Annotated in this window: 21 protein-coding genes and 1 pseudogene; 15 read left to right on the top strand and 7 right to left on the bottom strand. The window is 60.0% G+C overall.

Annotated elements, in window-relative coordinates:
- Positions 1-230 precede the first annotated feature (230 nt).
- Both rhtA and Q7C20_RS23840 read left to right on the top strand, forming a co-directional pair.
- Positions 231-1,118 carry a threonine/homoserine exporter RhtA gene (gene rhtA / locus Q7C20_RS23845; RefSeq protein WP_375070730.1) on the top strand — a complete coding sequence of 296 codons (888 nt, stop codon included), beginning with the start codon at positions 231-233 and terminating at the stop codon, positions 1,116-1,118.
- 166 nt (positions 1,119-1,284) lie between these two features.
- Positions 1,285-1,566 (top strand): hypothetical protein, encoded by a 282-nt coding sequence (locus Q7C20_RS23840; protein ID WP_348059893.1) that lies wholly within the window; start codon positions 1,285-1,287, stop codon positions 1,564-1,566.
- A gap of 129 nt (positions 1,567-1,695) precedes the next feature.
- On the opposite strand, the gene Q7C20_RS23835 is transcribed toward Q7C20_RS23840, so the two are convergent.
- From Q7C20_RS23835 to Q7C20_RS23825, 3 genes are all read right to left on the bottom strand, one after another.
- A complete protein-coding gene (locus tag Q7C20_RS23835) occupies positions 1,696-3,504 on the bottom strand; it encodes an aminopeptidase P family protein (RefSeq protein ID WP_375070729.1) in 1,809 nt (602 codons plus the stop codon).
- A 49-nt stretch (positions 3,505-3,553) separates the two neighbouring features.
- Positions 3,554-4,714, bottom strand: coding sequence for a cysteine desulfurase family protein (locus tag Q7C20_RS23830; RefSeq protein ID WP_375070727.1), 1,161 nt, complete (start codon positions 4,712-4,714; stop codon positions 3,554-3,556).
- 234 nt (positions 4,715-4,948) lie between these two features.
- Positions 4,949-5,218, bottom strand: a complete 270-nt coding sequence (locus Q7C20_RS23825; protein WP_375070725.1) for a hypothetical protein — start codon at positions 5,216-5,218, stop codon at positions 4,949-4,951.
- Positions 5,219-5,563: 345 nt separating this feature from the next.
- Here Q7C20_RS23825 and ssuD point away from each other — a divergent pair, with 345 nt between their 5' ends.
- The 3 genes from ssuD (at position 5,564) to Q7C20_RS23810 (ending at position 8,170) form a co-directional block, all read left to right on the top strand.
- A complete protein-coding gene (gene ssuD, locus Q7C20_RS23820) occupies positions 5,564-6,703 on the top strand; it encodes an FMNH2-dependent alkanesulfonate monooxygenase (RefSeq protein ID WP_375070723.1) in 1,140 nt (379 codons plus the stop codon).
- 148 nt (positions 6,704-6,851) lie between these two features.
- Entirely contained in the window at positions 6,852-7,055 is a 204-nt protein-coding gene (locus tag Q7C20_RS23815; protein ID WP_375070721.1) for a hypothetical protein, read from the top strand.
- Positions 7,056-7,066: 11 nt separating this feature from the next.
- On the top strand, positions 7,067-8,170 hold the full coding sequence (locus Q7C20_RS23810) for a sigma-54 interaction domain-containing protein (protein ID WP_375070719.1): 1,104 nt from the start codon (positions 7,067-7,069) through the stop codon (positions 8,168-8,170).
- Here Q7C20_RS23810 and Q7C20_RS23805 read toward each other — a convergent pair.
- Positions 8,159-8,524: an antibiotic biosynthesis monooxygenase gene (locus tag Q7C20_RS23805; protein ID WP_375070717.1), complete on the bottom strand. Its 366-nt coding sequence runs from the start codon at positions 8,522-8,524 to the stop codon at positions 8,159-8,161. The genes Q7C20_RS23810 and Q7C20_RS23805 overlap by 12 nt on opposite strands.
- A gap of 99 nt (positions 8,525-8,623) precedes the next feature.
- Between Q7C20_RS23805 and soxR the strand changes: the two genes are divergently transcribed.
- Positions 8,624-9,073: a redox-sensitive transcriptional activator SoxR gene (soxR, locus tag Q7C20_RS23800; RefSeq protein ID WP_375070715.1), complete on the top strand. Its 450-nt coding sequence runs from the start codon at positions 8,624-8,626 to the stop codon at positions 9,071-9,073.
- Positions 9,074-9,190: 117 nt separating this feature from the next.
- Here the strand turns inward: soxR and Q7C20_RS23795 are convergent.
- Positions 9,191-9,268: pseudogene (locus Q7C20_RS23795) on the bottom strand (methionine ABC transporter substrate-binding protein); the annotation flags it as partial.
- A gap of 228 nt (positions 9,269-9,496) precedes the next feature.
- Between Q7C20_RS23795 and olsB the strand changes: the two are divergent.
- Together olsB and Q7C20_RS23785 are read left to right on the top strand one after the other, a co-directional pair.
- Positions 9,497-10,252 (top strand): L-ornithine N(alpha)-acyltransferase, encoded by a 756-nt coding sequence (gene olsB, locus Q7C20_RS23790; RefSeq protein WP_375070713.1) that lies wholly within the window; start codon positions 9,497-9,499, stop codon positions 10,250-10,252.
- Positions 10,252-11,043, top strand: a complete 792-nt coding sequence (locus Q7C20_RS23785) for a lysophospholipid acyltransferase family protein (protein WP_348059873.1) — start codon at positions 10,252-10,254, stop codon at positions 11,041-11,043. The genes olsB and Q7C20_RS23785 overlap by 1 nt, the downstream gene beginning before the upstream one ends.
- 111 nt (positions 11,044-11,154) lie before the next feature.
- On the opposite strand, the gene Q7C20_RS23780 is transcribed toward Q7C20_RS23785, so the two are convergent.
- A complete protein-coding gene (locus Q7C20_RS23780; protein ID WP_375070711.1) occupies positions 11,155-11,739 on the bottom strand; it encodes an ACP phosphodiesterase in 585 nt (194 codons plus the stop codon).
- Between the two features lie 154 nt (positions 11,740-11,893).
- Between Q7C20_RS23780 and Q7C20_RS23775 the strand changes: the two genes are divergently transcribed.
- Genes Q7C20_RS23775 through Q7C20_RS23765 form a run of 3 tightly spaced genes read left to right on the top strand, consistent with a single transcriptional unit; the run spans position 11,894 to position 14,487 of the window.
- A complete protein-coding gene (locus tag Q7C20_RS23775) occupies positions 11,894-12,220 on the top strand; it encodes an ArsR/SmtB family transcription factor (RefSeq protein ID WP_375070709.1) in 327 nt (108 codons plus the stop codon).
- A gap of 13 nt (positions 12,221-12,233) precedes the next feature.
- Positions 12,234-13,400 carry an MFS transporter gene (locus tag Q7C20_RS23770; RefSeq protein ID WP_375070708.1) on the top strand — a complete coding sequence of 389 codons (1,167 nt, stop codon included), beginning with the start codon at positions 12,234-12,236 and terminating at the stop codon, positions 13,398-13,400.
- Positions 13,401-13,431: 31 nt separating this feature from the next.
- A complete protein-coding gene (locus Q7C20_RS23765; protein WP_375070706.1) occupies positions 13,432-14,487 on the top strand; it encodes an alkene reductase in 1,056 nt (351 codons plus the stop codon).
- A gap of 295 nt (positions 14,488-14,782) precedes the next feature.
- Here Q7C20_RS23765 and Q7C20_RS23760 read toward each other — a convergent pair whose 3' ends face one another.
- Positions 14,783-15,415, bottom strand: coding sequence for a TetR family transcriptional regulator (locus Q7C20_RS23760; protein ID WP_348059863.1), 633 nt, complete (start codon positions 15,413-15,415; stop codon positions 14,783-14,785).
- A gap of 265 nt (positions 15,416-15,680) precedes the next feature.
- Between Q7C20_RS23760 and Q7C20_RS23755 the strand changes: the two genes are divergently transcribed.
- The 4 genes from Q7C20_RS23755 (at position 15,681) to Q7C20_RS23740 (ending at position 23,625) form a co-directional block, all read left to right on the top strand.
- Positions 15,681-16,826: an efflux RND transporter periplasmic adaptor subunit gene (locus Q7C20_RS23755; RefSeq protein WP_375070704.1), complete on the top strand. Its 1,146-nt coding sequence runs from the start codon at positions 15,681-15,683 to the stop codon at positions 16,824-16,826.
- A gap of 3 nt (positions 16,827-16,829) precedes the next feature.
- Positions 16,830-19,991 carry an efflux RND transporter permease subunit gene (locus Q7C20_RS23750; RefSeq protein ID WP_375070702.1) on the top strand — a complete coding sequence of 1,054 codons (3,162 nt, stop codon included), beginning with the start codon at positions 16,830-16,832 and terminating at the stop codon, positions 19,989-19,991.
- Positions 19,988-21,445 (top strand): AdeC/AdeK/OprM family multidrug efflux complex outer membrane factor, encoded by a 1,458-nt coding sequence (adeC, locus tag Q7C20_RS23745; protein WP_375070701.1) that lies wholly within the window; start codon positions 19,988-19,990, stop codon positions 21,443-21,445. The genes Q7C20_RS23750 and adeC overlap by 4 nt, the downstream gene beginning before the upstream one ends.
- Positions 21,446-21,927: 482 nt before the next feature.
- Positions 21,928-23,625: a molecular chaperone HscC gene (locus Q7C20_RS23740; protein WP_375070698.1), complete on the top strand. Its 1,698-nt coding sequence runs from the start codon at positions 21,928-21,930 to the stop codon at positions 23,623-23,625.
- Positions 23,626-23,628: the final 3 nt, after the last annotated feature.

Raw genomic sequence — 23,628 nt, 5'->3', positions numbered from 1 at the left:
CAAGGAGTTTTCCGTTTCGACTGCGCCGGAAGTGGGGCGAATTATAGACTTCCAGAATCTGCCGTCAACCCTTAATTTGAATTTTCTATCCATCAGACTGAAATGCCGCAATTCCTTCCTATATAGAGAGTAGCGCCTAGACAAATGAGCAATATATTGCCCAAAGGCTAACAGTTAAGCATCATAGCGGCCTCTGCTTCTCTACCATGACTTCGGACGCCCCCCCCCCAATGACCACCACCTCCCGCAGCCTGGCTTCGGCATTATTCCCTGTCGGCCTGCTGCTGATCGCCATGGCGTCCATCCAAACCGGGGCATCACTGGCCAAAAGCATGTTCCCCATCGTCGGCGCTCAAGGCACGACAACCCTGCGCCTGATCTTTGCCAGCGTGATCATGCTGCTTATATTGCGCCCCTGGCGTGCCACGCTGACGGCCAAATCCCTGCGCACCGTGCTCATCTATGGGATGGCGCTGGGTGGCATGAACTTCCTCTTCTATATGTCGTTGCGCACCGTCCCCCTGGGCATTGCGGTAGCGCTGGAATTTACAGGCCCACTCGCCGTCGCCCTCTACGCCTCGCGCCGAGCGGTGGACTTCCTGTGGATCGCGCTCGCGATCACAGGCCTGCTCTTGTTGATTCCGATGGGAGAGGCCAGCAGCGGCATCGACTTGACCGGTGCCGCCTACGCGTTGGGCGCAGGAATATGCTGGGCGCTTTACATCCTGTTCGGCCAAAAGGCTGGCAACGACAACGGCGTGCAAACCGCAGCCCTCGGCGTAATGATCGCCGCTCTGTTCGTTGCCCCTATCGGTATCGTCCACGCGGGAGCGGCGCTACTCACGCCCGCGCTCGTTCCCATCGCGATTGGCGTTGCCGTACTGTCCACGGCCTTGCCCTACACCCTGGAGATGATCGCCCTCACTCGTCTACCTGCCCGCACCTTTGGCACGCTGATGAGTATCGAACCTGCATTCGGCGCCCTGTCCGGCTTGTTCTTCCTGCAGGAACACTTGTCCCTCGCACAATGGCTGGCCATCACCTGCATCATTCTGGCGTCGGTAGGTGCGACGCTGACCATGCGCAACGAATCAAAACCATTGGTACCCGCTGATTAACCCTCTTTAAAGGTAGCTCTGGTATTTGCGGTTCATTTAGGCCATGTTTAGGCCGTGCACGAATGTCATTCATGGAGCGTGTCGACAAGGACAGCATGAACGCTACAATCGAGAGCGAGTAAAGCCGGCTTCGGGCGTTTTTGCGAAGCGGCTATTAAGGATAGGAATGAAACGAATTTTGATACTGTTAATGATCGTGGCCATTGCTGGCTGTGCTGCGACCACCAAGACAGAAGTGAAACGCGGTAAAAAAGGGCTGCACATCAACTGCTCTGGCCTGTCCTCCTCCTGGGACGAGTGCTACACCAGCGCAGTCAATTCCTGCGGCGCCAAGGGCTACCGGGTTATCGCAAAATCCGGTGACAACTCCGAAGAGCCTGGGGATTACCCTTTCGGCCTCAACCCTGCCGGCTACACCAGCCGCAGCATGATCGTCATCTGTAAGTGACGTCCCGAGCAGTCACCCGCGACTGCTCATTAAATTCCAGACTTGCGCCTATGCCTTCGCACCCCTGCGTCCAGCCCCCCGCTCGACAACCGAGCCAATGGAGCTCCCAAGACGCAGAACTGCAGTCGATTAAATAGCCGCCGTTCGCACTTGCAACCACGCTAATGCAGCGCCACTGAGCAACGGGCTCAGACGTTCACGCACCTCGGCGTGGTAGGCGTTGAACCACTCACGCTCGTCAACCGTCAGCAGCGACGGCTCCAGGCAGCGCGTGTCGATGGGGCACAAGGTCAGGGTTTCAAACTTGAGGAACTCGCCAAACTCGGTTTTGCCCGCTTCACGGTTCAGCACCAGGTTCTCGATACGAACCCCCCAACGGCCCGGACGATAAGTACCCGGTTCAATAGACGTAATCATGCCTGGCTGCATCGCGGTCTGCGGCGCGGCAGCAGCCTGGTAGGCAATCACCTGCGGACCTTCGTGCACGTTCAGAAAATAGCCTACGCCGTGACCAGTGCCGTGACCGTAGTCCACGCCTTCAGCCCAGATCGGCGCACGCGCAATCGAATCCAGCAGCGGCGACAGAATACCTTTCGGGAAGTGCGCACGGGACAAGGCAATCACACCCTTAAGCACGCGCGTGCAGTCGCGCTTCTGCTCTTCGCTCGGCGTACCGATTGGCACCATCCGGGTGATGTCCGTGGTGCCGCCCAAGTACTGGCCACCGGAGTCGATCAGCAACAAGCCATCGCCTTCAATCAGCGCGTGCTCTTCTTCGGTGGCGTGGTAATGCGGCATCGCACCATTGGCGTTGAACGCCGCGATGGTATTGAAACTCAGCGACACATAATCCGGACGACGGGTACGCGCAGCAGTCAGGTGCTCATCGATAGTCAGTTCAGTGATGCGCTCGCGGCCCAAAGCACTGTCCAGCCAGGCAAAGAATTCGCACAAGGCCGCACCATCCTGCTCCATGGCTCGGCGGATATGCTCGGCGTCCGCCAGGCTTTTGCGCGATTTGGCCAGTGTGGTCGGGTTCAGCCCTTCGATCAGCTTGACGCCGGCGTCGAGGTTTTCCAGCAGGCCCGCCGTGACGCGCGCCGGATCGATATGCAAATTCGCGCCCGACGGCACGTCACGCAATGCGCCCGCTACTTCGCTGTAATCGCGCAAGGTCACGCCGTCACTTTCAAGCACGGCACGTAGCTCAGCATCGACTTTGCTCAGCGCCACAAACAAGGTGGCCTGTTGTTGATTGATCAAGGCAAAGGACACGAACACCGGGTTGAACGACACGTCACCGCCGCGCAGGTTGAACAACCAGGCGATGTCATCCAGGGTGGCGATGAAGTGCCAGTCGGCGCCCTTGTCTTTCAGGCTGGCGCGCAAGGCAGCGAGTTTTTCGCCACGACTCACGGTCGCCTGTGGCGGCAAGTGTTGATAGATCGGTTGGTTCGGCAAGGTCGGCCGGTCTTGCCAAACTTCATTGAGCAGGTCGATATCGGTACGCAAGCGCGCGCCGCGCTCTTCGAGCTTGCCGCCCAGGGTGCGCGCTGAAGCCACGGCCATCACCGCACCGTCCACCGCCACCACACCGCCTTGCGGCGTTTGCTCGGCCAGCCATTCCAGCGGGCCGGGTTGGCCAGGCTGCAATTTCACCAGCTCGATGCCGCTGCCTTTGAGTTCCTTGGTCGCTTGCTCCCAGTAACGGCTGTCAGCCCACACACCGGCGAAATCTGCGGTGACAATCAGCGTACCCACCGACCCATGAAACCCCGACAACCATTGCCGGCCCTGCCAATAGCCCGGCAAGTATTCGGACAAATGCGGGTCGGCCGACGGCACCAACAGGGCGTGAATGCCCTCGCGGCTCATCAGTTCACGGGTCTGCGCCAGGCGCTGGGGAACCGTTCCATGGGTCAAAGGCTGCGTACTCATCATGTCTCCTGCTAACGGCTAATAATTGTTATGTAACGCAAATAAAAAATCAGACGGCCCAGAACGCTGGTGCGCTGGCAGAAGCCGTTTTGATGAGTCTCACGGCTTCGTCGATATCCTGCTCGGTGGTGAACCGACCCAGGCTCAAACGGATGGTGCGACCGGCGCTGCGGGCATCATGGCCCAACGCCAGAAGGACGTGGGACGGTGCATTACTGGCCGAATTACAGGCAGAGGTCGCCGAAAATGCGATACCCGCGCTCAACGCAACCGAATTGAATTCGCCCTCGCCAAACGTGAGGCTGAGGGTATGGGGAATCCGCTGGGTCTTGCTGCCATTGAGGCGCACGCCCGCAACCGACTCCAGTTGATCCAGCAGACGCTGACGCAAGGCCACAATCCTGGCCTTTTCTTCGGCGAAAGATTCTGCCGCCAAGGCGAACGCCGTGCCCATGCCCGCAATTTGATGCGTTGCCAGGGTGCCGGAACGCAAGCCGCCCTCATGGCCACCGCCATGAATCTGCGCCAACACTTTCTGTTGTGCCCGTGGGCCAACGTACAACGCGCCGATACCTTTGGGGCCATACAGCTTGTGCGCAGAAAACGACATCAGATCCACCGGCCATTCAGCCAGGTTGATCGCGACCTTGCCCGCGCCTTGCGCGGCGTCCACATGCAACAACGCGCCATGCTCACGCACCCGTGCGCCGATGGCGGGGATATCGTTGAGGGTGCCCAGTTCGTTATTCACCAGCATCAGCGACACCAGAAAGGTGTCTTCACGCAAGGCTTCACTGACCGCCTCGGCGCTGATCAAACCGTCGGCATCCGGCACCAGATAGGTCACCGCCACACCGGCTTCCTGCAACTGCCGCGCGGTATCAAGCGTGGCCTTGTGTTCGATCTGGCTGGTGATGATATGGCCGCCCGCCACGCCGCGCGCCTGGGCAACGCCTTTGATAGCGAGGTTGTTGGATTCTGTGGCACCTGAGGTCCAGACGAGTTGCTCGGGGCTCGCACCGACCAGTTCAGCCACCTGACGGCGCGCCTGTTCAACCGTTTGCCGGGCCGCTTGGCCGAACGCATGGGAACTGGACGCCGGGTTACCGAAATTGGCATTGAAGCCCAGGCACTCGACCATCACCTGGATGACCCGCTCATCCACCGGCGTGGTGGCGGCGTAGTCGAAATACAACGGACGTTTATTCATGACGTTAGAGACTCGCAGAGCGTATTCCCGAGAACTGCGTCTCAGGGGGCGTCGACCGGGGCAGAGGTTGTCAGATTTAACCAATCGAAGGCCATTAAAGAAGAACCACTTTATGTAAATGTGCGTAGGAACGCTCCTGAAATTCAGCTTAACAGGCTGAAGTGACGCCATGGCAAACAAAAAGCCCGAGATTCCTTGTGGGAAACCTCGGGCTTTTTGCCACTGAGCGCCGGCTCAACTGGGACGACCATGCAAGACCACGCTGCGTTCGGCGTTCATTTCGCCGTGGTGATCGAAACCGAAGGGCTTCTGTGGCTGCCCGGTCAGCGCGGCACGCTGCTGTTGATACTCATCAAACGACAGCCCGCGACGGCTCAACGCCTCCAGGGCGAGTTGCCTGGTTTCTTCTGCGGTGTAAGGACGCGACTCCGGCGAGGGGTGTGTGGCACATCCGGCAAGGACGGAGCTGACAACTAACAACGAAACAGCGAGAAAACGGTTCATGGCGATGCCCTGCGAAGGAGGTTTCAAGTCAATGAACACAGGCTACTCCCGCCCTTTCAAAGTGAGAAATCACCCCCCGTGATAGTCGCTATCAACCGTTCAGACACCTTCGATAGGCCGGCATTCATATTCATTTATGATCTATAAATATGGAAATACGTTCATTTACGGAATAAATCTTACCCTCTATAAATGACCCCACGGCGAATCGCTACTGTTGGCAGCGCAACAGCCACTCAACAAAACACCGGGCGCGCAACAGCTTCATTTATCAGCAGTGAGCGCGCGGCGCCTTTGTTTGCCGCGCATGCCCCTTCTCTGCTGAAGACCGTATAAGGATTTGTCATGAATGTTTTCTGGTTTCTACCCACCCACGGCGACGGCCATTACCTGGGCACCACCCAAGGTGCACGCCCGGTCACCCTCAATTATCTGAAGCAAGTTGCGCAGGCGGCTGACAGCCTTGGTTACTACGGCGTGTTGATTCCGACCGGGCGCTCGTGCGAAGACTCCTGGGTAATTGCCTCGGCGCTGGTGCCATTGACCGAGCGCTTGCGTTACCTGGTAGCGATTCGTCCGGGCATCATTTCGCCGACAGTTTCCGCGCGCATGGCAGCCACACTGGACCGTCTGTCCAACGGCCGTTTGCTGATCAACGTGGTGACCGGTGGCGACCCCGATGAAAACCGTGGCGATGGCAGTTTCCTCGATCACAGCGAACGCTACGAAGTGTCCGACGAATTCCTGCAGATTTGGCGCCGCGTGTTGCAGGGCGAATCCGTAGATTTCGAAGGCAAACACCTGCGCGTGCAAAACGCCAAGGCGCTTTATCCACCGGTGCAGAAACCTTATCCGCCGCTGTATTTCGGAGGTTCCTCGGACGCTGCCCACGACCTCGCCGCTGAGCAAGTCGATGTGTACCTGACCTGGGGCGAGCCGCCCGCCGCCGTCGCGGAGAAACTCGCGGACGTGCGTGAACGCGCCGCACGCCATGGCCGCACGGTCAAGTTCGGCATTCGCCTGCATGTGATCGTGCGCGAAACCGAAGAAGAGGCCTGGAAAGCCGCCGACAAACTGATCGAGCACATCAGTGATGAAACCATCGCCGCGGCGCAAAAATCCTTCTCGCGTTTTGACTCCGAAGGGCAGCGCCGCATGGCCGCCCTGCATGGCGGGCGCCGCGACAACCTGCAAATCGCCCCCAACCTGTGGGCCGGCGTCGGCCTGGTGCGCGGCGGTGCAGGAACCGCGTTGGTGGGCAACCCGCAACAAGTGGCCGAGCGCATCAAGGAATACGCCGACCTTGGCATCGAAAGCTTCATTTTCTCCGGCTACCCGCATCTGGAAGAGGCGTATCGCTTTGCCGAGCTGGTGTTCCCGCTGCTGCCGGAACCCTATGCGAGCCTCGCAGGGCATGGTGTGACCAACCTCACGGGCCCGTTTGGCGAAATGATTGCCAATGATGTGCTGCCAGCCAAGCCGTGAGAACGATGAGGTCTGCTTTATGTGGGAGCGGGCTTGCTCGCGAAGCCGGTAGATCAGTCACAGCTGTATCAACTGAAACACCGCATTCGCGAGCAAGCCCGCTCCCACATTTGGGCTTCATTGCCAAAAAGACACTGAGGAGCCCCGTGTGACAGCCAAACCCCACAGCGTGATGCCCTTGCCCTTGCAGACCGCCAAACTGCTGGCCGCGGAATTTGCCCTCACCGAGGTCGACAGTTCCAGCGGGCACAGCGGCATCACCTTGCACAACGACTGGAACAATATCGGCCAGCGCCAGACCGACGGCTGGGCGTTGAACCAATCCCTGCCCATTCCGACGTTCTACTCCTGAGAGAGGTGCCCATGCAGCTTTTGACCCTACCGCCCTCGCCCGCCCTCGCGACGTCGATCCGCGCCACGGCCCAGGTCTTCGAAGACCCTAAATCCCAGGCATTGCTCGACCATATCCAGCAAGTGGCGCCCAGCGAAGCCAGCGTGCTGATCATCGGCGAAACAGGTACCGGTAAAGAGCTGGTGGCGCGGCATATCCACAACCTCAGCGCGCGGCGCAACCGGCCGTTCGTGGCGGTGAACTGCGGCGCGTTCTCTGAATCGCTGGTGGAGGCCGAGTTGTTCGGCCACGAAAAAGGCGCGTTTACCGGCGCCCTCAGCGCCAAGCCGGGCTGGTTCGAAGAAGCCGACGGCGGCACTTTGTTCCTCGACGAAATCGGCGATTTGCCGATGGCCATCCAGGTCAAACTGCTGCGCGTCCTGCAGGAGCGCGAAGTGGTGCGCCTGGGGTCGCGCAAGAGCATTGCGATTGATGTGCGGGTACTCGCGGCGACCAATGTGCAGCTGGAAAAAGCCATCAACGCCGGGCATTTCCGTGAAGATCTCTATTACCGTCTCGACGTGGTCAGCCTGGAGCTCAGCCCGCTGCGCGATCGCCCGGGCGATATCCTGCCGCTGACCCGGCACTTCATCCAAGCCTATAGCCAACGCCTGGGTTACGGCCCGATTACCATCAGCCGCGAGGCCGAGCACAAGCTCAAGAGCTACAGTTGGCCGGGCAATATCCGCGAGCTGGAAAACGTGATTCACCACACCCTGCTGATCTGCCGTAACGGTGTGATCGAACGTGATGATTTGCGCCTCTCGAACCTGCGCATCGAGCGCGCGGACGACAGCCAGCACGGCATCGACAACAGCGCCGAAGCCCTGCTGGAGCGCGCCTTTCAGAAGTTATTCGAGGAACAGGCCGGCGCTCTGCATGAGAAGGTCGAGGACGCGTTATTGCGCGCTGCCTACCGCTTCAGTCATTACAACCAGGTGCACACCGCCAACCTGTTGGGCCTGAGCCGCAACGTCACACGCACACGCCTGATCAAGATTGGCGAGCTGGCGGTGAACAAACGTCGTCCCGGGGAAAACGTACAAGGCGAACGCATGCTGCACCTATCCATTTAGGCGGCAGTGCAACGCGTTGTCATGGCTGCGCTCAAAACTGCGCAGCACCTGAAACGAACCGAAGGTCACCGCCGTGGCCCGGTGCGCGCGGATCAGTGTCCAGAAATCTTCCTCGCCCTTCTCAAAGCTCTGGAACGCCGCTTCGCCCTCTTCCCGCGATTGCCACTGCAGGTAATTGAGCACCCGCCGTCCGTCATCGCTGACCTGCACGCTGGCACTCAAAAAACCGCGATGGCCTTGAGCCAGGCGCTCGCTTTGAGTGGACAAGGCCGCCACCAAGGCATCTTGCTGCCGGGGCTCGATCTGAAACTCGATCAATTGAGTGAAACTGCGATTCTTCTCTAATACCTGCATGAACACTCCCCTTTCTCTGTAGGCAAAATCTTGCGATTCAATGCCACGCAGGGTAAAACCTCTAGTTAAGTCAAGGTCAAGCAGTGTTTTGGAGTGTTCATGCTCAATAAAGAACTTACCGTCGGCCAGTTGGCCGCACGCAGTGGCGTCGCGGTCACGGCGCTGCATTTTTACGAATCCAAAGGCTTGATCAACAGCAACCGCAGTGCCGGCAACCAACGGCGCTACCCAAGGGATGTGTTGCGTCGGGTGGTGGTGATCAAAATCGCCCAGCGCTTGGGGATTCCACTGGCGACCATTGGCGAGGCCTTGCAGACATTGCCGCACGGCCGCACACCGACGAAGTCGGACTGGGAGCGTTTGTCGGCGCTGTGGCGAGAGGATCTGGATGACCGCATCAACAAGCTGGTGCTGCTGCGGGACAAGCTGAGTGGCTGTATTGGCTGTGGGTGTTTGTCGCTGGAGGCTTGCCCGTTGCGCAACAGCGGCGACCGGCTCGGCGAGCATGGGCCAGGGGCGCAGCTTCTGGAGCCCACCACACACTCCTGATCTGGCGATACTGCCGAAGTGCTGGCTTGTTTGGGATGCGGGCAACGCGGTGTCTCTACAACACTGAGGTGACGCTATCGCAGGCAAGCCAACTCCCACTTTTGATCCTCGTTAACCTTAGAAGCCTGTGGCGACCTGGCCTTTGTACCGGGTCAGAATGAAACGGCGTACTTCTTTGGAATTCAGCGCCTTGGCGAATGCCGAGCATCCAAATCCAATGCCCGTTTCACAGCGCCCGTACTGGCATGTCGAAAGCTCGTCTGCGCATAAAAGTGATCGGAGCAACGGGTATTCACTCCTGCGCCAAACCCCTGTCATCCAACCGTCACCGTAACTTCATGGAGATGACACCGGGCCTCCATAGCCTGACTTTGCACAACAAAGTCGCCCGCCCGATACGTGGCCGGCACTCGGAGACTCGCCATGACTCAGATCGCCCGCATCAGCGACACCGGCAATGACCGCCGCCTGCAAGCCGAACGCCTGATCGGCGCGAAAGCCTTGCAGGAAGCACAGGCCCTGCGGTTCAACGTGTTCAGCGGCGAATTCAACGCCAAGCTGAAAGGCGCGGAACTGGGCCTGGACATGGATGACTATGATGTTCACTGCAGCCATATCGGCGTGCGGGATTTGAACAGCGGTCGATTGGTAGCCACCACCCGCTTGCTCGACCATCAGGCCGCCAGCACTCTGGGCAAGTTCTACAGCGAAGAAGAATTCAGCCTGCATGGCTTGCTCCACTTGCAGGGCCCGATCCTGGAAATCGGCCGCACCTGCGTCGACCCGGCCTACCGCAACGGCGGCACTATCGCGGTGTTGTGGGGCGAGTTGGCCGAAGTGCTTAACCAGGGTGGCTACAGCTACCTGATGGGCTGCGCGAGTATTCCGATGCATGACGGCGGCATCCAGGCCCACGCGATCATGCAGCGTCTGCGCGAACGCTACCTGTGCAACGAACACTTGCGCGCCGAACCGAAAAAACCACTGCCGGCGCTGGATCTGCCGTCCAACGTGATCGCCGAAATGCCGCCCCTGCTCAAGGCTTATATGCGCCTGGGCGCAAAGATCTGTGGCGAGCCGTGCTGGGATGAAGAATTCCAGGTGGCCGACGTGTTCATCCTGCTCAAGCGCGATCAGTTATGCCCGCGTTACGCGCGCCACTTTAAGGCGGCCATGTGATGAGCCGTCTTCGGGTGTACGGGCGCATTGCCCGCGTGCTGTTGGTGGTGGCGCTTGGGTTGAGCATGGCTACTGTGTTTGGATTGTTTGAACGCATGGGCGTGGCCAACTCGATGGTGCGCCGCCAGCGCTGGTCGCGGTTTTTCATGGCGCGGCTGACCAATGCCCTGCCGTTTCGCGTAACGGTACACGGCGAATTGCCGACGCAGCCGATGCTGTGGGTGAGCAATCACGTGTCCTGGACCGACATTCCTCTGCTGGGTGCGGTGGCGCCGATGTCGTTTCTGTCCAAGGCCGAAGTGCGCACCTGGCCGGTGGCTGGCTGGTTGGCGGCCAAGGCGGGTAGCCTGTTTATCCGCCGGGGTTCGGGCGACAGCCAGTTGATCCGCAAACAGATGACCCGTCATCTGGAGCAAAGGCACCCGATGCTGATGTTCCCGGAAGGCACCACCACCGACGGTCGCAGCCTGCGTACGTTTCACGGGCGTTTGCTGGCCAGTGCGATTGACGCGCAGGTGCCGCTGCAACCGGTGGCGATTCGTTACCTGCGCGACGGGCAAGTGGATCCGCTGGCGCCGTTCATTGGCGATGATGATTTGCTGTCGCACTTGATGCGCTTGTTTGGCAATGATCAGGGCGATGTGGAAATCCATGTGCTCAAACCGATTGCCTGCGCGGGGCAAGAGCGCGCGGCGCTGGCGTATCAGGCGCAGCAGGCGGTTCAGAAGGTGTTGTATGGGCCGTTGCCGGAAACAGAACAAGTGGATGCCAGACCTGCGTTCGCCGCCTGAAATCAAGTGAACACAGTTCAATGTGGGAGCTGGCTTGCCTGCGATAGCGGTGGGTCAGCAACACATGTATCAACTGGCAGACTGCAATCGCAGGCAAGCCAGCTCCCACATTTAAACCTGTGTTGTGAGATGGGCCTGTGCAAATTTCTGCAACTCGGGATAGAACACCCGGAAGTCTTCACTCAGCGGCTCATACAGCTCACGCAACTCCTGCATCGCATACCCCAACTCCTGGGGCTGCGTCAGCCGCCGGGAAATCCCGCGTAACACCTGATCCATCACCGCAAACTCGCGGTAAGACCCCAACCAATCATCAGCCGCCATGTACGGCGCAATCTGCGCCAGTCGCCCGGGCAACTGCGGCTCATCGGCCAGCACGCGGTACACCTGCGCAGTAAAACGTTCCAAAGGCTGCTCGGCATACAACGCCCAGTCCCGCGCCAGGCAGTGATCGAAAAACACATCAAGGACGATCCCCGCGTAGCGCTTGCGGGTCAGGCTAAAGCGCGACAACGCCTCCCCCACCAGCGGATGGCTGTCGGTGAAGCTGTCGATGGCGCGATGCAACTGAATCGCCGACTCGATTTGCGGACTGAACTGGCCCTGCAGGCGGCCTTTGACGAAGTCACCATAAAGGCTGCCCAGCAGTTGCGCAGGTAGTTGGCCGCCCAGGTGCAGATGTGCGAGATAATTCATGGCGCGCAGTCTATCACTGCCGTCAACGTATCGTTATAACCCGATATACCGATTCGGCCTGAATTAAGACCAAAATCATATTGGTATATCGGGATACAACGATTTAAGGTTCGCTTCATCGCGATATAACGTTTCTTGAAACCGAGCACCTGCCATGTCCATTGACCTCGACGAAATAATAAAAGCCCTGGCGCACCCAGTACGACGAGACATCCTCACCTGGCTGAAAGACCCGAAAGTGCAATTTCCCGAACAACTGCACAACCACGAATACGGCATCTGTGCCGGGCAGATCGACCAGCGCTGCGGCTTGTCCCAGTCGACCGTGTCAGCGCACCTGGCCACGTTGCAACGTGCGGGGTTGATCAGCAGCCAGAAAGCCGGGCAGTGGCACTTTTTCAAACGCAACGAGGACACCATCCAGGCCTTCCTCGCCGCGCTCACCACCGAACTCAGCGCTGAACTCAGCGAACCGCTGTAACAAGGAAACGAAAATGCCCCTCTCGCTACTCATACTGGCCCTGAGCGCCTTCGCCATCGGCACCACCGAGTTCGTCATCATGGGCTTGCTACCCGATGTGGCGGCGGACCTCGGCGTGTCGATCCCCGGCGCCGGCTGGCTGGTCACCGGCTACGCCTTGGGCGTGGCCATCGGCGCGCCCTTTATGGCACTGGCCACCGCCAAGCTGCCCCGCAAGGCCGCGCTGGTAGCGTTGATGGGTATCTTTATAGTCGGCAACCTGCTCTGCGCCCTGGCCACTGACTACAACGTGCTGATGTTCGCCCGCGTGGTCACCGCACTGTGCCACGGCGCCTTCTTCGGGATCGGCTCAGTGGTGGCCGCCAACCTGGTACCCGCCAACAAGCGCGCATCGGCCGTGGCGTTGATGTTCACCGGTTTGACCCTGGCCAACGTGCTCGGTGTGCCACTGGGTACCGCACTCGGTCAGGCCGCCGGCTGGCGTTCCACCTTCTGGGCCGTGACGGTGATAGGTGTGGTTGCGCTGATCGGCCTGATCCGCTTCCTGCCGACCAAGCGTGACGAAGAAAAACTCGACATGCGCGCCGAACTGAAAGCCCTCAAGGGCGCCGGCATCTGGTTGTCGCTGACCATGACCGCGCTGTTCGCCGCGTCCATGTTCACCCTCTTTACCTACGTGGCGCCGCTGCTGGGTGATGTCACCGGTGTTTCGCCCAAAGGCGTGACCTGGACCCTGCTGCTGATCGGCCTGGGCCTGACCGTGGGCAACATCATCGGCGGCAAGCTGGCCGACAAACGCCTGGCCGCCACCCTGATCGGTGTATTCATCAGCATGGCGGTGGTGTCCACCGTATTGACCTGGACCAGCGTCGCGCTGATCCCGACTGAAATCACCCTGTTCCTGTGGGCCACCGCGTCGTTCGCCGCCGTGCCTGCGCTGCAAATCAACGTGGTGACCTTCGGCAAGGCGGCGCCGAACCTGGTGTCCACCCTGAACATCGGCGCCTTCAACATCGGCAACGCCCTCGGCGCCTGGGTCGGCGGCAGCGTGATTGCCCACGGCTTCGGCCTGACCAGCGTGCCGCTGGCTGCCGCAGCCCTGGCGATCCTTGCCCTGCTGGTGACCCTGATTACTTTCCGTCAGAGCGGCGATGCCGACCTGGCCCCTGCGACCCACTGATCAATCCACTTAAAGAGAAGGGTGTTATCCCATGACGACTATTTTCGATCCAATCAAACTGGGCGACCTGGAACTGTCCAACCGCATCATCATGGCGCCGCTGACCCGCTGCCGTGCCGACGACGGTCGCGTGCCCAACGCGCTGATGGCCGAGTACTACGTGCAACGCGCTTGCGCCGGGCTGATCCTCAGCGAAGCCACTTCCGTGACGCCGATGGGCGTAGGCTACCCGGACACCCCGGGCATCTGGTCCAACGACCAGGTGCGCGGCTGGGCCAATGTCACCAAGGCTATTCATGGCGCGGGCGGCAAGATCTTCCTGCAACTGTGGCACGTGGGCCGCATCTCCCATGAGTCCTACCTGAACGGCGAAACACCGGTGGCGCCCAGCGCCATCCAGCCTGAAGGCCACGTCAGCCTGGTTCGCCCAATGGCCGACTACCCGACCCCGCGCGCCCTGGAAACGGATGAAATCGCCGACATCGTCGACGCTTACCGCACCGGCGCTGAAAACGCCAAGGCCGCAGGCTTTGACGGCGTGGAAATCCACGGCGCCAACGGTTACCTGCTTGACCAGTTCCTGCAAAGCAGCACCAACCAGCGCACCGACAACTATGGCGGCTCCCTGGAAAACCGCGCGCGCCTGCTGCTGGAAGTGACCGACGCCGCTATCGACGTCTGGGGCGCAGGCCGTGTGGGTGTGCACCTGGCACCGCGCGCTGACTCCCACGACATGGGCGACGACAATTTGGCGGAAACCTTCACCTACGTCGCCACCGAACTGGGCAAACGTGGCATCGCCTTCATTTGCTCGCGCGAAAAGGAAGGCGCCGACAGCCTCGGCCCGCAACTGAAAAAAGCCTTCGGCGGCCCGTACATCGCCAACGAACGCTTCACCAAAGACAGCGCCAACGCCTGGCTGGCGGCGGGCAAAGCTGACGCGGTGGCCTTCGGCGTGCCGTTTATTGCCAACCCGGACCTGCCAGCTCGCTTGAAGGCAGATGCGCCGCTGAACGAAGCGCACCCGGAAACCTTCTACGCCAAGGGCCCGGTCGGCTACATCGACTATCCGACGATGGCGCTGTAATCGCCTGAAAAACAAAAAGCCCCGGTTGGAGATAACCGGGGCTTTTTTACATCGGCTTGAAAACGCGGCAGAGCCAGTGTGGGAGCGGACTTGCCCGCTCCCACAGGTGAATCAGCGTGAGCCAAGAAACACGCCTTCACAGTGTTGCAACAATATTGCTACAAAATACTTAGGCGCCTACCTATCAACCGCCCGCCAGCCCGTATATAAAGTCACCCACGATTCAGGCGAAGGGACGATTGACCGTCTCTGGTGTTTACTGTTGACACAAGTAGACTCAATTACGCATTTTGTCTCAATTGCGCAGGCTGGGGCTCAGGCGCAGCATGTCCAGCCCTGCATCCACCCAACGCTCGGCTTCCTGGTGCAGTTGGAAACTGTCGGGCACCAGCAGCCACTGGCCAATCAGCCCGTTGATATAGGCATGCATACACACCGCTGATCGGGTCGTGTCGAGATTTTCCGGAAGCTGCCCGCGATGGACTGCGTTACGCAATGTCAGGCCGATCCGCAAATTACACTCCAGGCTGTGAGTCTGGCGCTGACGGCGCATGTCACACATTTCATCGGTGAATTCGCACTTATGGAACAAAATCTCATTGATGCGCCGGGTTTTCGGGTCCAGGGCGACTTGGTGAAATAGATGAATCAACAGCTTGCGCATACAGCCCAGCGGGTCGACTTCATCCTCGCTTTCACTCGCCCGGGCCAACTCGTCCAACGGCTCGTGCAGCGTGTCGAGCAGTGCCTGCAACAGGTCGGACTTGTTGCTGAAATGCCAATAAATGGCACCCCGCGTCACGCCGGCCAGCGCGGCAATGTCTGCCAGCGTGGTCCGCGCAACGCCGCGGTCATAGAACGCCTGCTCGGCGGCATCGAGAATCTGGCTGCGCGTTTCCTGAGCTTCCTCTTTGGTGCGACGAACCATGGCAGTAAAACCTCAATCAGGACACTGTGGATGGTGCTTGAGCATCATCTGAATAATTGTGGGACGGCACCGTCAAGGGCACCGAACGTACTAAAATCGAGGCTTCGAGGGCTGCGTTGTCAATACTTCCCGAAGCCTGTCAAGAGTTTACAAACAACCATGAACGTAAGTATATTGCGTAGCAAGCTACTTATCTACTCATGGCTTGTTTTTTACCCTTCCACACTTCTTGTGCGCATTCTGCGCGCCTGACCCGAGGATCTTCATGCAACTTAAGCCAGCTGTTACCGCTCTGGTCACTGCCGTCGCCCTGGCATCGCTGCTCAGCGGATGTAAAAAGGAAGAAGCGGCTCCGCCCGCTCAAACCCCTCAGGTCGGCGTGGTCACCATTCAACCGCAAGCCTTTACCCTGACGACCGAGCTGCCAGGCCGCACCACCGCCTATCGCATCGCGGAAGTTCGCCCTCAGGTCAACGGCATCATTCTCAAGCGCCTGTTCAAGGAAGGCGCCGACGTGAAGGAAGGGCAGCAGCTCTACCAGATCGACCCGTCGGTGTACGAGGCCACGCTGAAAAGCGCCCAGGCCACCCTGACCCAGACCAAGTCAATCACCGACCGCTACAAGCAGTTGGTCGATGAGCAAGCCGTCAGCCGTCAGGAATACGACACCGCCGTCGCCAATCGCATGACCGCCGAAGCCGATGTTCAAACCGCCCAGATCAACGTGCGCTACACCAAGGTGTACGCGCCGATTTCCGGGCGTATTGGCCGCTCCGCCTTTACCGAAGGCGCACTGGTCAGCAATGGCCAGACCGATGCCATGGCCGTGATCCAGCAACTGGACCCGATCTACGTCGACGTCACACAGTCTTCGGCAGAAATGCTGAAACTGCGCCGCGACCTGGAAAGCGGCCAGCTGGAAAAAGCCGGTGCCAACGCGGCCAAGGTCAAACTGACCCTGGAAGACGGCAGCGACTACGGCAAGGACGGCACGCTGGAATTCTCCGAAGTGTCGGTCGACCAGACCACCGGTTCCGTGACCCTGCGCGCCGTGTTCCCCAACCCTGACCACACCCTGCTGCCAGGCATGTTTGTACACGCCCAGTTGCAAGCCGGTGTGAACAGCAAGGCGATCCTTGCACCACAGCAAGGCGTAACCCGCGACCTCAAGGGCACGCCAACCGCGCTGGTCGTCAACGCCGACAACAAGGTCGAGCAGCGTGAACTGGTGGCCAACCGTACGTACGGCGCCTATTGGCTGGTGGAAAAAGGCTTGAACGCCGGTGACCGTGTGATCACCGAAGGCTTGCAGTACGTCAAGCCGGGCGCCCAGGTCAAGGTCAAGGAGGCCGACAACGCCAAGCCTGCCGGTGCTCCTGCTCCAGCTGCCGCTGCTGGCAAAGGGGAGTAATCCATGTCGAAATTTTTTATCGACCGTCCCATTTTCGCCTGGGTTATCGCCCTGGTGATCATGCTGGTCGGGGCACTGTCGATCCTGAAGTTGCCCATCAACCAATACCCGGCCATCGCGCCAACCGCCATCGACATCCAGGTGACCTACCCAGGCGCGTCCGCACAAACCGTGCAGGACACCGTGGTGCAGGTGATCGAGCAACAGCTCAACGGTATCGACAACCTGCGTTATGTTTCCTCGGACAGTAACTCCGACGGCAGCATGACCATCACCGTGACGTTCAACCAGGGTACCAACCCGGACATCGCCCAGGTTCAGGTGCAGAACAAGCTGAACCTGGCGACCCCATTGCTCCCGCAGGAAGTGCAGCAGCAAGGTATCCGCGTCACCAAGTCGGTGAAGAACTTCCTGATGGTCATCGGTCTGGTGTCGGAAGACGGCAGCATGACCAAGGACGACTTGTCCAACTACATCGTGTCCAACATCCAGGACCCGATTTCGCGGACGCCAGGTGTCGGTGACTTCCAGGTATTCGGTTCGCAGTACGCCATGCGTATCTGGCTCGACCCGGCCAAGCTGAACAATTTCCAGCTGACGCCAGTGGACGTGAGTTCGGCGATCTCCGCACAGAACGTGCAGGTGGCCACCGGCCAATTGGGCGGTTTGCCTGCCCTGCCCGGCACCCAGTTGAACGCAACCATCATCGGCAAGACTCGCCTGCAGACCGCAGAGCAGTTCGGCAACATTCTGATGAAGGTCAACACCGACGGTTCGCAGGTTCGCCTCAAAGACGTCGCGCGTATCGAGCTGGGCGGCCAGACCTACAGCATCAGCGCACAGTTCAACGGCAACCCGGCTTCCGGTATGGCGATCAAGCTGGCGTCGGGCGCCAACGCGCTGGACACCGCCAAGGCCATCCGCGCCACGGTTGCGTCTCTGGAACCGTTCTTCCCGCCAGGCATGAAGGCGGTGGTCCCGTATGACACCACTCCGGTGGTGACCGAATCGATCTCCGGTGTGGTTCACACCCTGGTCGAAGCGATCGTGCTGGTGTTCCTGGTGATGTTCCTGTTCCTGCAGAACTTCCGCGCCACCATCATCACCACCATGACCGTACCGGTCGTGTTGCTGGGGACCTTCGGGATCCTCGCGGCGTTCGGTTTCACCATCAACACCCTGACCATGTTCGGCATGATCCTGGCCATCGGCCTGTTGGTGGACGATGCGATCGTGGTGGTGGAAAACGTCGAGCGGGTGATGGCTGAGGAACACTTGTCGCCCAAGGAAGCGACGGTCAAGTCCATGGGCCAGATCCAGGGCGCCCTGGTAGGTATTGCCCTGGTGCTGTCGGCGGTACTGTTGCCGATGGCGTTCTTCGGTGGCTCCACCGGTGTGATCTACAAACAGTTCTCCATCACCATCGTTTCGGCCATGGCGTTGTCGGTACTGGTTGCCCTGATCTTCACCCCGGCCTTGTGCGCCACCATGCTCAAGCCAATCGACCCGGAAAAGCACGGCCAACCCAAGCGTGGTTTCTTCGGCTGGTTCAACCGCACCTTCGACCGTGGCGTACTGAGCTACGAGCGCGGTGTGGGCAACATGATCAAGCACAAGATCCCGGCGTTCCTGGTCTACCTGCTGATCTTCGCCGGCATGATCTGGCTGTTCATGCGCATCCCGGCTGCGTTTCTGCCCGACGAAGACCAGGGCGTGATTTTTGCCCAGGTACAGACGCCGGTCGGCTCGACGGCTGAACGCACGCAAAAAGTCATCGACGACATGCGCATCTTCCTGCTCAACGACAAGGAAGGCGAGCCAGGCGAAGGCAAAGGCGTGAAATCGGTGTTTACCGTGAACGGCTTCAACTTCGCTGGCCGTGGCCAGAGTTCCGGCCTGGCATTTGTGATGCTCAAGCCGTGGGATGAGCGCGACGCGTCCACCTCGGTATTTGAAATTGCCAAGCGTGCCCAAGGCTACTTCATGCAGACCTTCCAGGACGCCATGGTGTTTGCCATCGTGCCGCCGTCCGTACTGGAATTGGGTAACGCCACCGGTTTCGACGTGTTCCTGCAAGACCAGGGCGGCGTCGGCCATGAGAAGTTGATGGCTGCACGTAACCAGTTCCTGGGCATGGCCGCACAGAGCAAGATCCTCGCGGGTGTGCGCCCTAACGGCGTGAACGATGAGCCGCAATACGAGCTCACCGTCGACGACGAGAAGGCCAGCGCCCAGGGCATCACGCTGTCGAACATCAATCAGACCCTGGCGATTGCACTGGGTGGCAGCTACGTCAACGACTTCATCGACCGTGGTCGCGTGAAGAAAGTCTACGTGCAAGGTGACGCCGCCAGCCGCATGTCGCCCGAAGACCTGAACAAATGGTACGTGCGCAGCGACTCCGGGAAGATGGTGCCGTTGTCGGCCATCGCTTCGGGCAAGTGGATCTACGGTTCGCCGAAGCTCTCGCGTTATAACGGTGTGGCGGCGATGGAAATCCTTGGCACACCGGCACCGGGCTACAGCACCGGTGATGCAATGACCGAAGTCGAGCGCCTCGTCAAGCAACTGCCGGCCGGTATTGGCTATGCCTGGACAGGCCTGTCGTATGAAGAACGCTTGTCCGGTTCACAGGCGCCTGCGCTGTACGCGCTGTCGTTGCTGGTCGTGTTCCTGTGCCTGGCAGCCCTGTACGAAAGCTGGTCGATCCCGATCGCAGTGGTGTTGGTAGTGCCGCTGGGCGTGGTGGGTGCGTTGATTGCGACCAGCATGCGCGGGTTGTCCAACGACGTGTTCTTCCAGGTGGGCCTATTGGTGACGGTGGGTCTGGCGGCGAAAAACGCCATCTTGATCGTGGAGTTCGCCAAAGAACTTCACGAACAAGGCAAAGGCGTCGTCGAGGCGGCCATCGAGGCGTCCCGCATGCGTCTGCGGCCGATCATCATGACCTCCATGGCGTTCATCCTCGGCGTATTGCCGCTGGCGATCTCCTCGGGTGCAGGCTCAGGCAGCCAGCATGCAATCGGTACCGGCGTGATTGGCGGTATGATCACGGCCACCGTGTTGGCGATCTTCTGGGTGCCGTTGTTCTTCGCAACGGTGTCCGCCATCGGCGACCGTAAAAAGACTGACACTACTGAAACTCCTAAAGAGGCTGGCCAATGAGCAAGTCGCTACTTTCCCTAGCCGTCACGGCATTCGTGCTCAGTGGCTGCTCGCTGATACCTGACTATCAGCGTCCCGAAGCGCCAGTGGCCGCGCAATACCCGCAGGGGCCGGCGTATTCGTCGGCCCAGGCGCCGGGCCAGGCCGCTGCCGAGCAGGGCTGGAAGCAGTTTTTCCATGACCCCGCCCTGCAACAGCTGATCCAGACCGCGCTGGTGAACAACCGTGACCTGCGCGTTGCGGCACTGAATATCGACGCTTTCGCGGCGCAGTACCAGATCCAGCGTGCCGACCTGTTCCCGGCCATCTCGGCCACCGGCAGCGGCACCCGTTCACGCACCCCGGCCAAGCTGTCGCAGACCGGCGAAGCTGGCATTACCAGCCAATACTCGGCCGGCCTGGGTATCAGTTCGTATGAGCTGGACCTGTTCGGTCGCGTGCGCAGCCTGAGTGAAGAAGCACTGCAAAAGTACTTCGCCACTGAAGAAGCGCGGCGCACCACCCAGATCAGCCTGGTGGCCAGCGTGGCTAACGCCTACCTGACCTGGCAGGCCGACAAGGAATTGCTCAAGCTGACCCAGGACACCCTCGGCGCGTTCGAGCAGAGCTTCAAACTGACCTCGCGCAGCAATGAAGTCGGCGTGGCTTCGGCCCTCGACCTCAGCCAGGCACGCACCTCGGTGGAAAACGCCCGCGTTCAACTGGCGCGCTACACGCGTCAGGTGGCTCAGGACGAAAACAGCCTGACGCTGCTGCTGGGCACTGGTTTGCCGGCGAATATCACCAGCAAGCCGCTGTCGGATGACCTGCTCAGCGAAGTGCCGGCCGGGTTGCCGTCCGACCTGCTGCAACGTCGTCCCGATATTGTGCAGGCCGAGTACAACCTCAAGGCAGCCAACGCCAATATCGGCGCGGCTCGTGCGGCGTTCTTCCCGAGTATCAGCCTGACGGCGAGTGCCGGTACTGCCAGCCCGACGTTGGGTGGGCTGTTCAAGGGTGGCTCGGGTACCTGGTCGTTTGCCCCGCAGATCAATATCCCGATCTTCAATGCCGGTAGCCTGCGCGCTAGCCTGGACTATTCGAAGATTCAGAAAGATATCAACGTGGCCAACTACGAGAAGGCTATTCAGACTGGCTTCCAGGAAGTGTCCGACGGTCTCGCCGCCCGTGAGACTTACAAGCAGCAGCTGGACGCCCAACGTGGGTTTGTTGCGGCCAACCAGGATTACTACCGCTTGGCTGAGCGTCGGTACCGGATTGGTGTGGACAGTAACCTGACGTTCCTTGATGCGCAGCGTCAGTTGTTCAGTGCTCAGCAATCGTTGATTACTGATCGTTTGGCGCAGCTTAATAGTGAGGTCAATTTGTACAAGGCCCTTGGTGGTGGCTGGAATGAGCAGACCGCGAAGAACGAGCCGGTGAAAGAAGAAGCACCGCCGCTGAAGTTGTTCTGATAGCAGCGTTGTAGACAAGACCGCTTCCCTCACAGGAAGCGGTTTTTTTGTGGGTGTACATATCCGTTATTTGGGTAACGGCTGAAATTGGTTCCGCTCTTACAGCCACCTCTTTCAAGGTCTTTGGAAATCTATCTGACAGGGCGAACACTATCCCTGTGGCGAGCGGGCTTGCCCCGCGTTGGGCTGCGAAGCGGCCCCAAACCAGCGGCCGGAGATTGTCTGAATCACCGCATTCTTCCTTTTTAGGGTCGCTGCGCAACCCAACGCGGGGCAAGCCCGCTCGCCACGGGGTACTTATCGTCTGTTCTGCCTAAAGACCTTGAAAGGGCTGGCTGTAGGCGCTGAACCCAAAGCCGCCGCTACCGCAGCAACGGATACGTACCCAGCAATTCCCGCGCCCCCAAACCTTGCCTTCCCTTCAACCTTTCAGGCTAAAATTAGTAACAGATTCTTACAAACCACAAAGGGAGCTTGTCGTCATGATCGTAGGAATCGACCTGGGCACTACCAACAGCCTCGCGGCTGTCTGGCGCGGCGATGCCACGGAATTGGTGCCCAATGCCCTTGGCCAGTTGCTGACCCCAAGCGTAGTCGGCCTGGATGATCAAGGCCGCGTGCTGGTCGGCCAAGCCGCCAAGGAACGCTTGCACACCCACCCGCACCTGACCACCTCGCTGTTCAAGCGCTACATGGGCAGCGCCACGGAAGTGCGTCTCGGCGACCGTTCGTTTCGCCCCGAAGAGCTTTCGGCACTGGTGCTCAAAAGCCTGAAAGAAGACATCGAGCGCACCTACGGCCAGACCGTCACCGAAGCGGTGATCAGCGTGCCCGCTTACTTCAGCGACGGCCAACGCAAAGCCACGCGCATTGCTGGTGAGCTGGCGGGGCTCAACGTCGAAAAACTGATCAACGAGCCCACCGCTGCTGCGCTGGCCTACGGGCTGCACCAGCGCGACAAGGAGACCTCGTTTTTGGTGTTCGACCTCGGCGGCGGCACCTTTGATGTGTCGATCATCGAGCTGTTCGACGGGGTCATGGAAGTGCGCGCCAGCGCCGGCGATAACTTCCTCGGTGGCGAAGACTTCGACACCTTGCTGCTCGAACACTTCGTCGACAGCCAGCGCAACGTCCAGGGTTTCCCGCCCACCAGCAGCGTGCTGCAAGCCCTGCGCCGCGAAGCCGAGCGTGTGCGCAAAGCCGTGGGCCAGGACGACAGCGCCGAGTTCGCCTTGCGCGTCGACGGCCAGCAATGGGTAACAACCATCACCCAGCAGGACATGGTCAAGCTCTACACGCCATTGCTGGAACGCCTGCGCGCGCCGATCGAACGCGCCCTGCGCGATGCGCGGATTCGCGTGGGTGACCTTGATGAAATCCTGCTGGTGGGCGGTACCACGCGCATGCCGCTGGTGCGCAAACTCGCCGCTGGCTTGTTCGGGCGTTTCCCCTCTATCAGCCTCGACCCGGACCAAGTCGTCGCCCACGGCGCCGCCATCCAGGCCGCGCTCAAGGCTCGTTCGGCGGCGCTGGAAGAAGTAGTGCTGACCGACGTGTGCCCCTACACCCTGGGCATCGAAACCGCCAACCAGTACGGCGGCCACATCGAAAGCGGCCATTACCTGCCGCTGATCGAGCGCAACAGCAGCGTGCCTGTGAGCCGGGTCAAAAGCGTGGTCACCCTTTCCGACGACCAGACCCGCGTGCTGTTGAAAATCTACCAGGGCGAAAGCCGTCTGGTGAAAGACAACATTGAGTTGGGCCAACTGGAAATTCCGGTGCCCAAGCGCAAGGCCGGCGAAGTTTCGCTGGACGTGCGCTTCACCTACGACAACAACGGGTTGCTCGAAGCCCAAGTGAACATCCCGTTGACCGGCGAGCAACATTCACTGGTGATCGAGAACAACCCTGGCGTGCTGAGCCCGGAGGAAATTCAACAACGTCTGCAAGCCTTGGCGCTGTTGAAGGTTCACCCGCGCGACCAGCAGGTCAACACCGTATTGACCGCCCGCCTCGAGCGCCTCTACCAGGAAAGCCTGGGCGAGATGCGCGAAAGATTCGGGCACTTGGCCGCACAATTCCAGCTGGTGCTCGACACCCAGGACGAGCGGCGCATCCGCGAGGCCCGCAGCGAACTCACCCGTCAACTTGAGCAACTCGACAACGGGTTCTGGCACTAAGGG

It is taken from the genome of Pseudomonas sp. AMR01, assembly GCF_041946035.1.
Lineage (GTDB): Bacteria > Pseudomonadota > Gammaproteobacteria > Pseudomonadales > Pseudomonadaceae > Aquipseudomonas > Aquipseudomonas antarctica_B.
The sequence above is the reverse complement of the archived record's forward strand: the minus strand, read 5'-3'. Positions and strand labels throughout refer to the sequence as shown.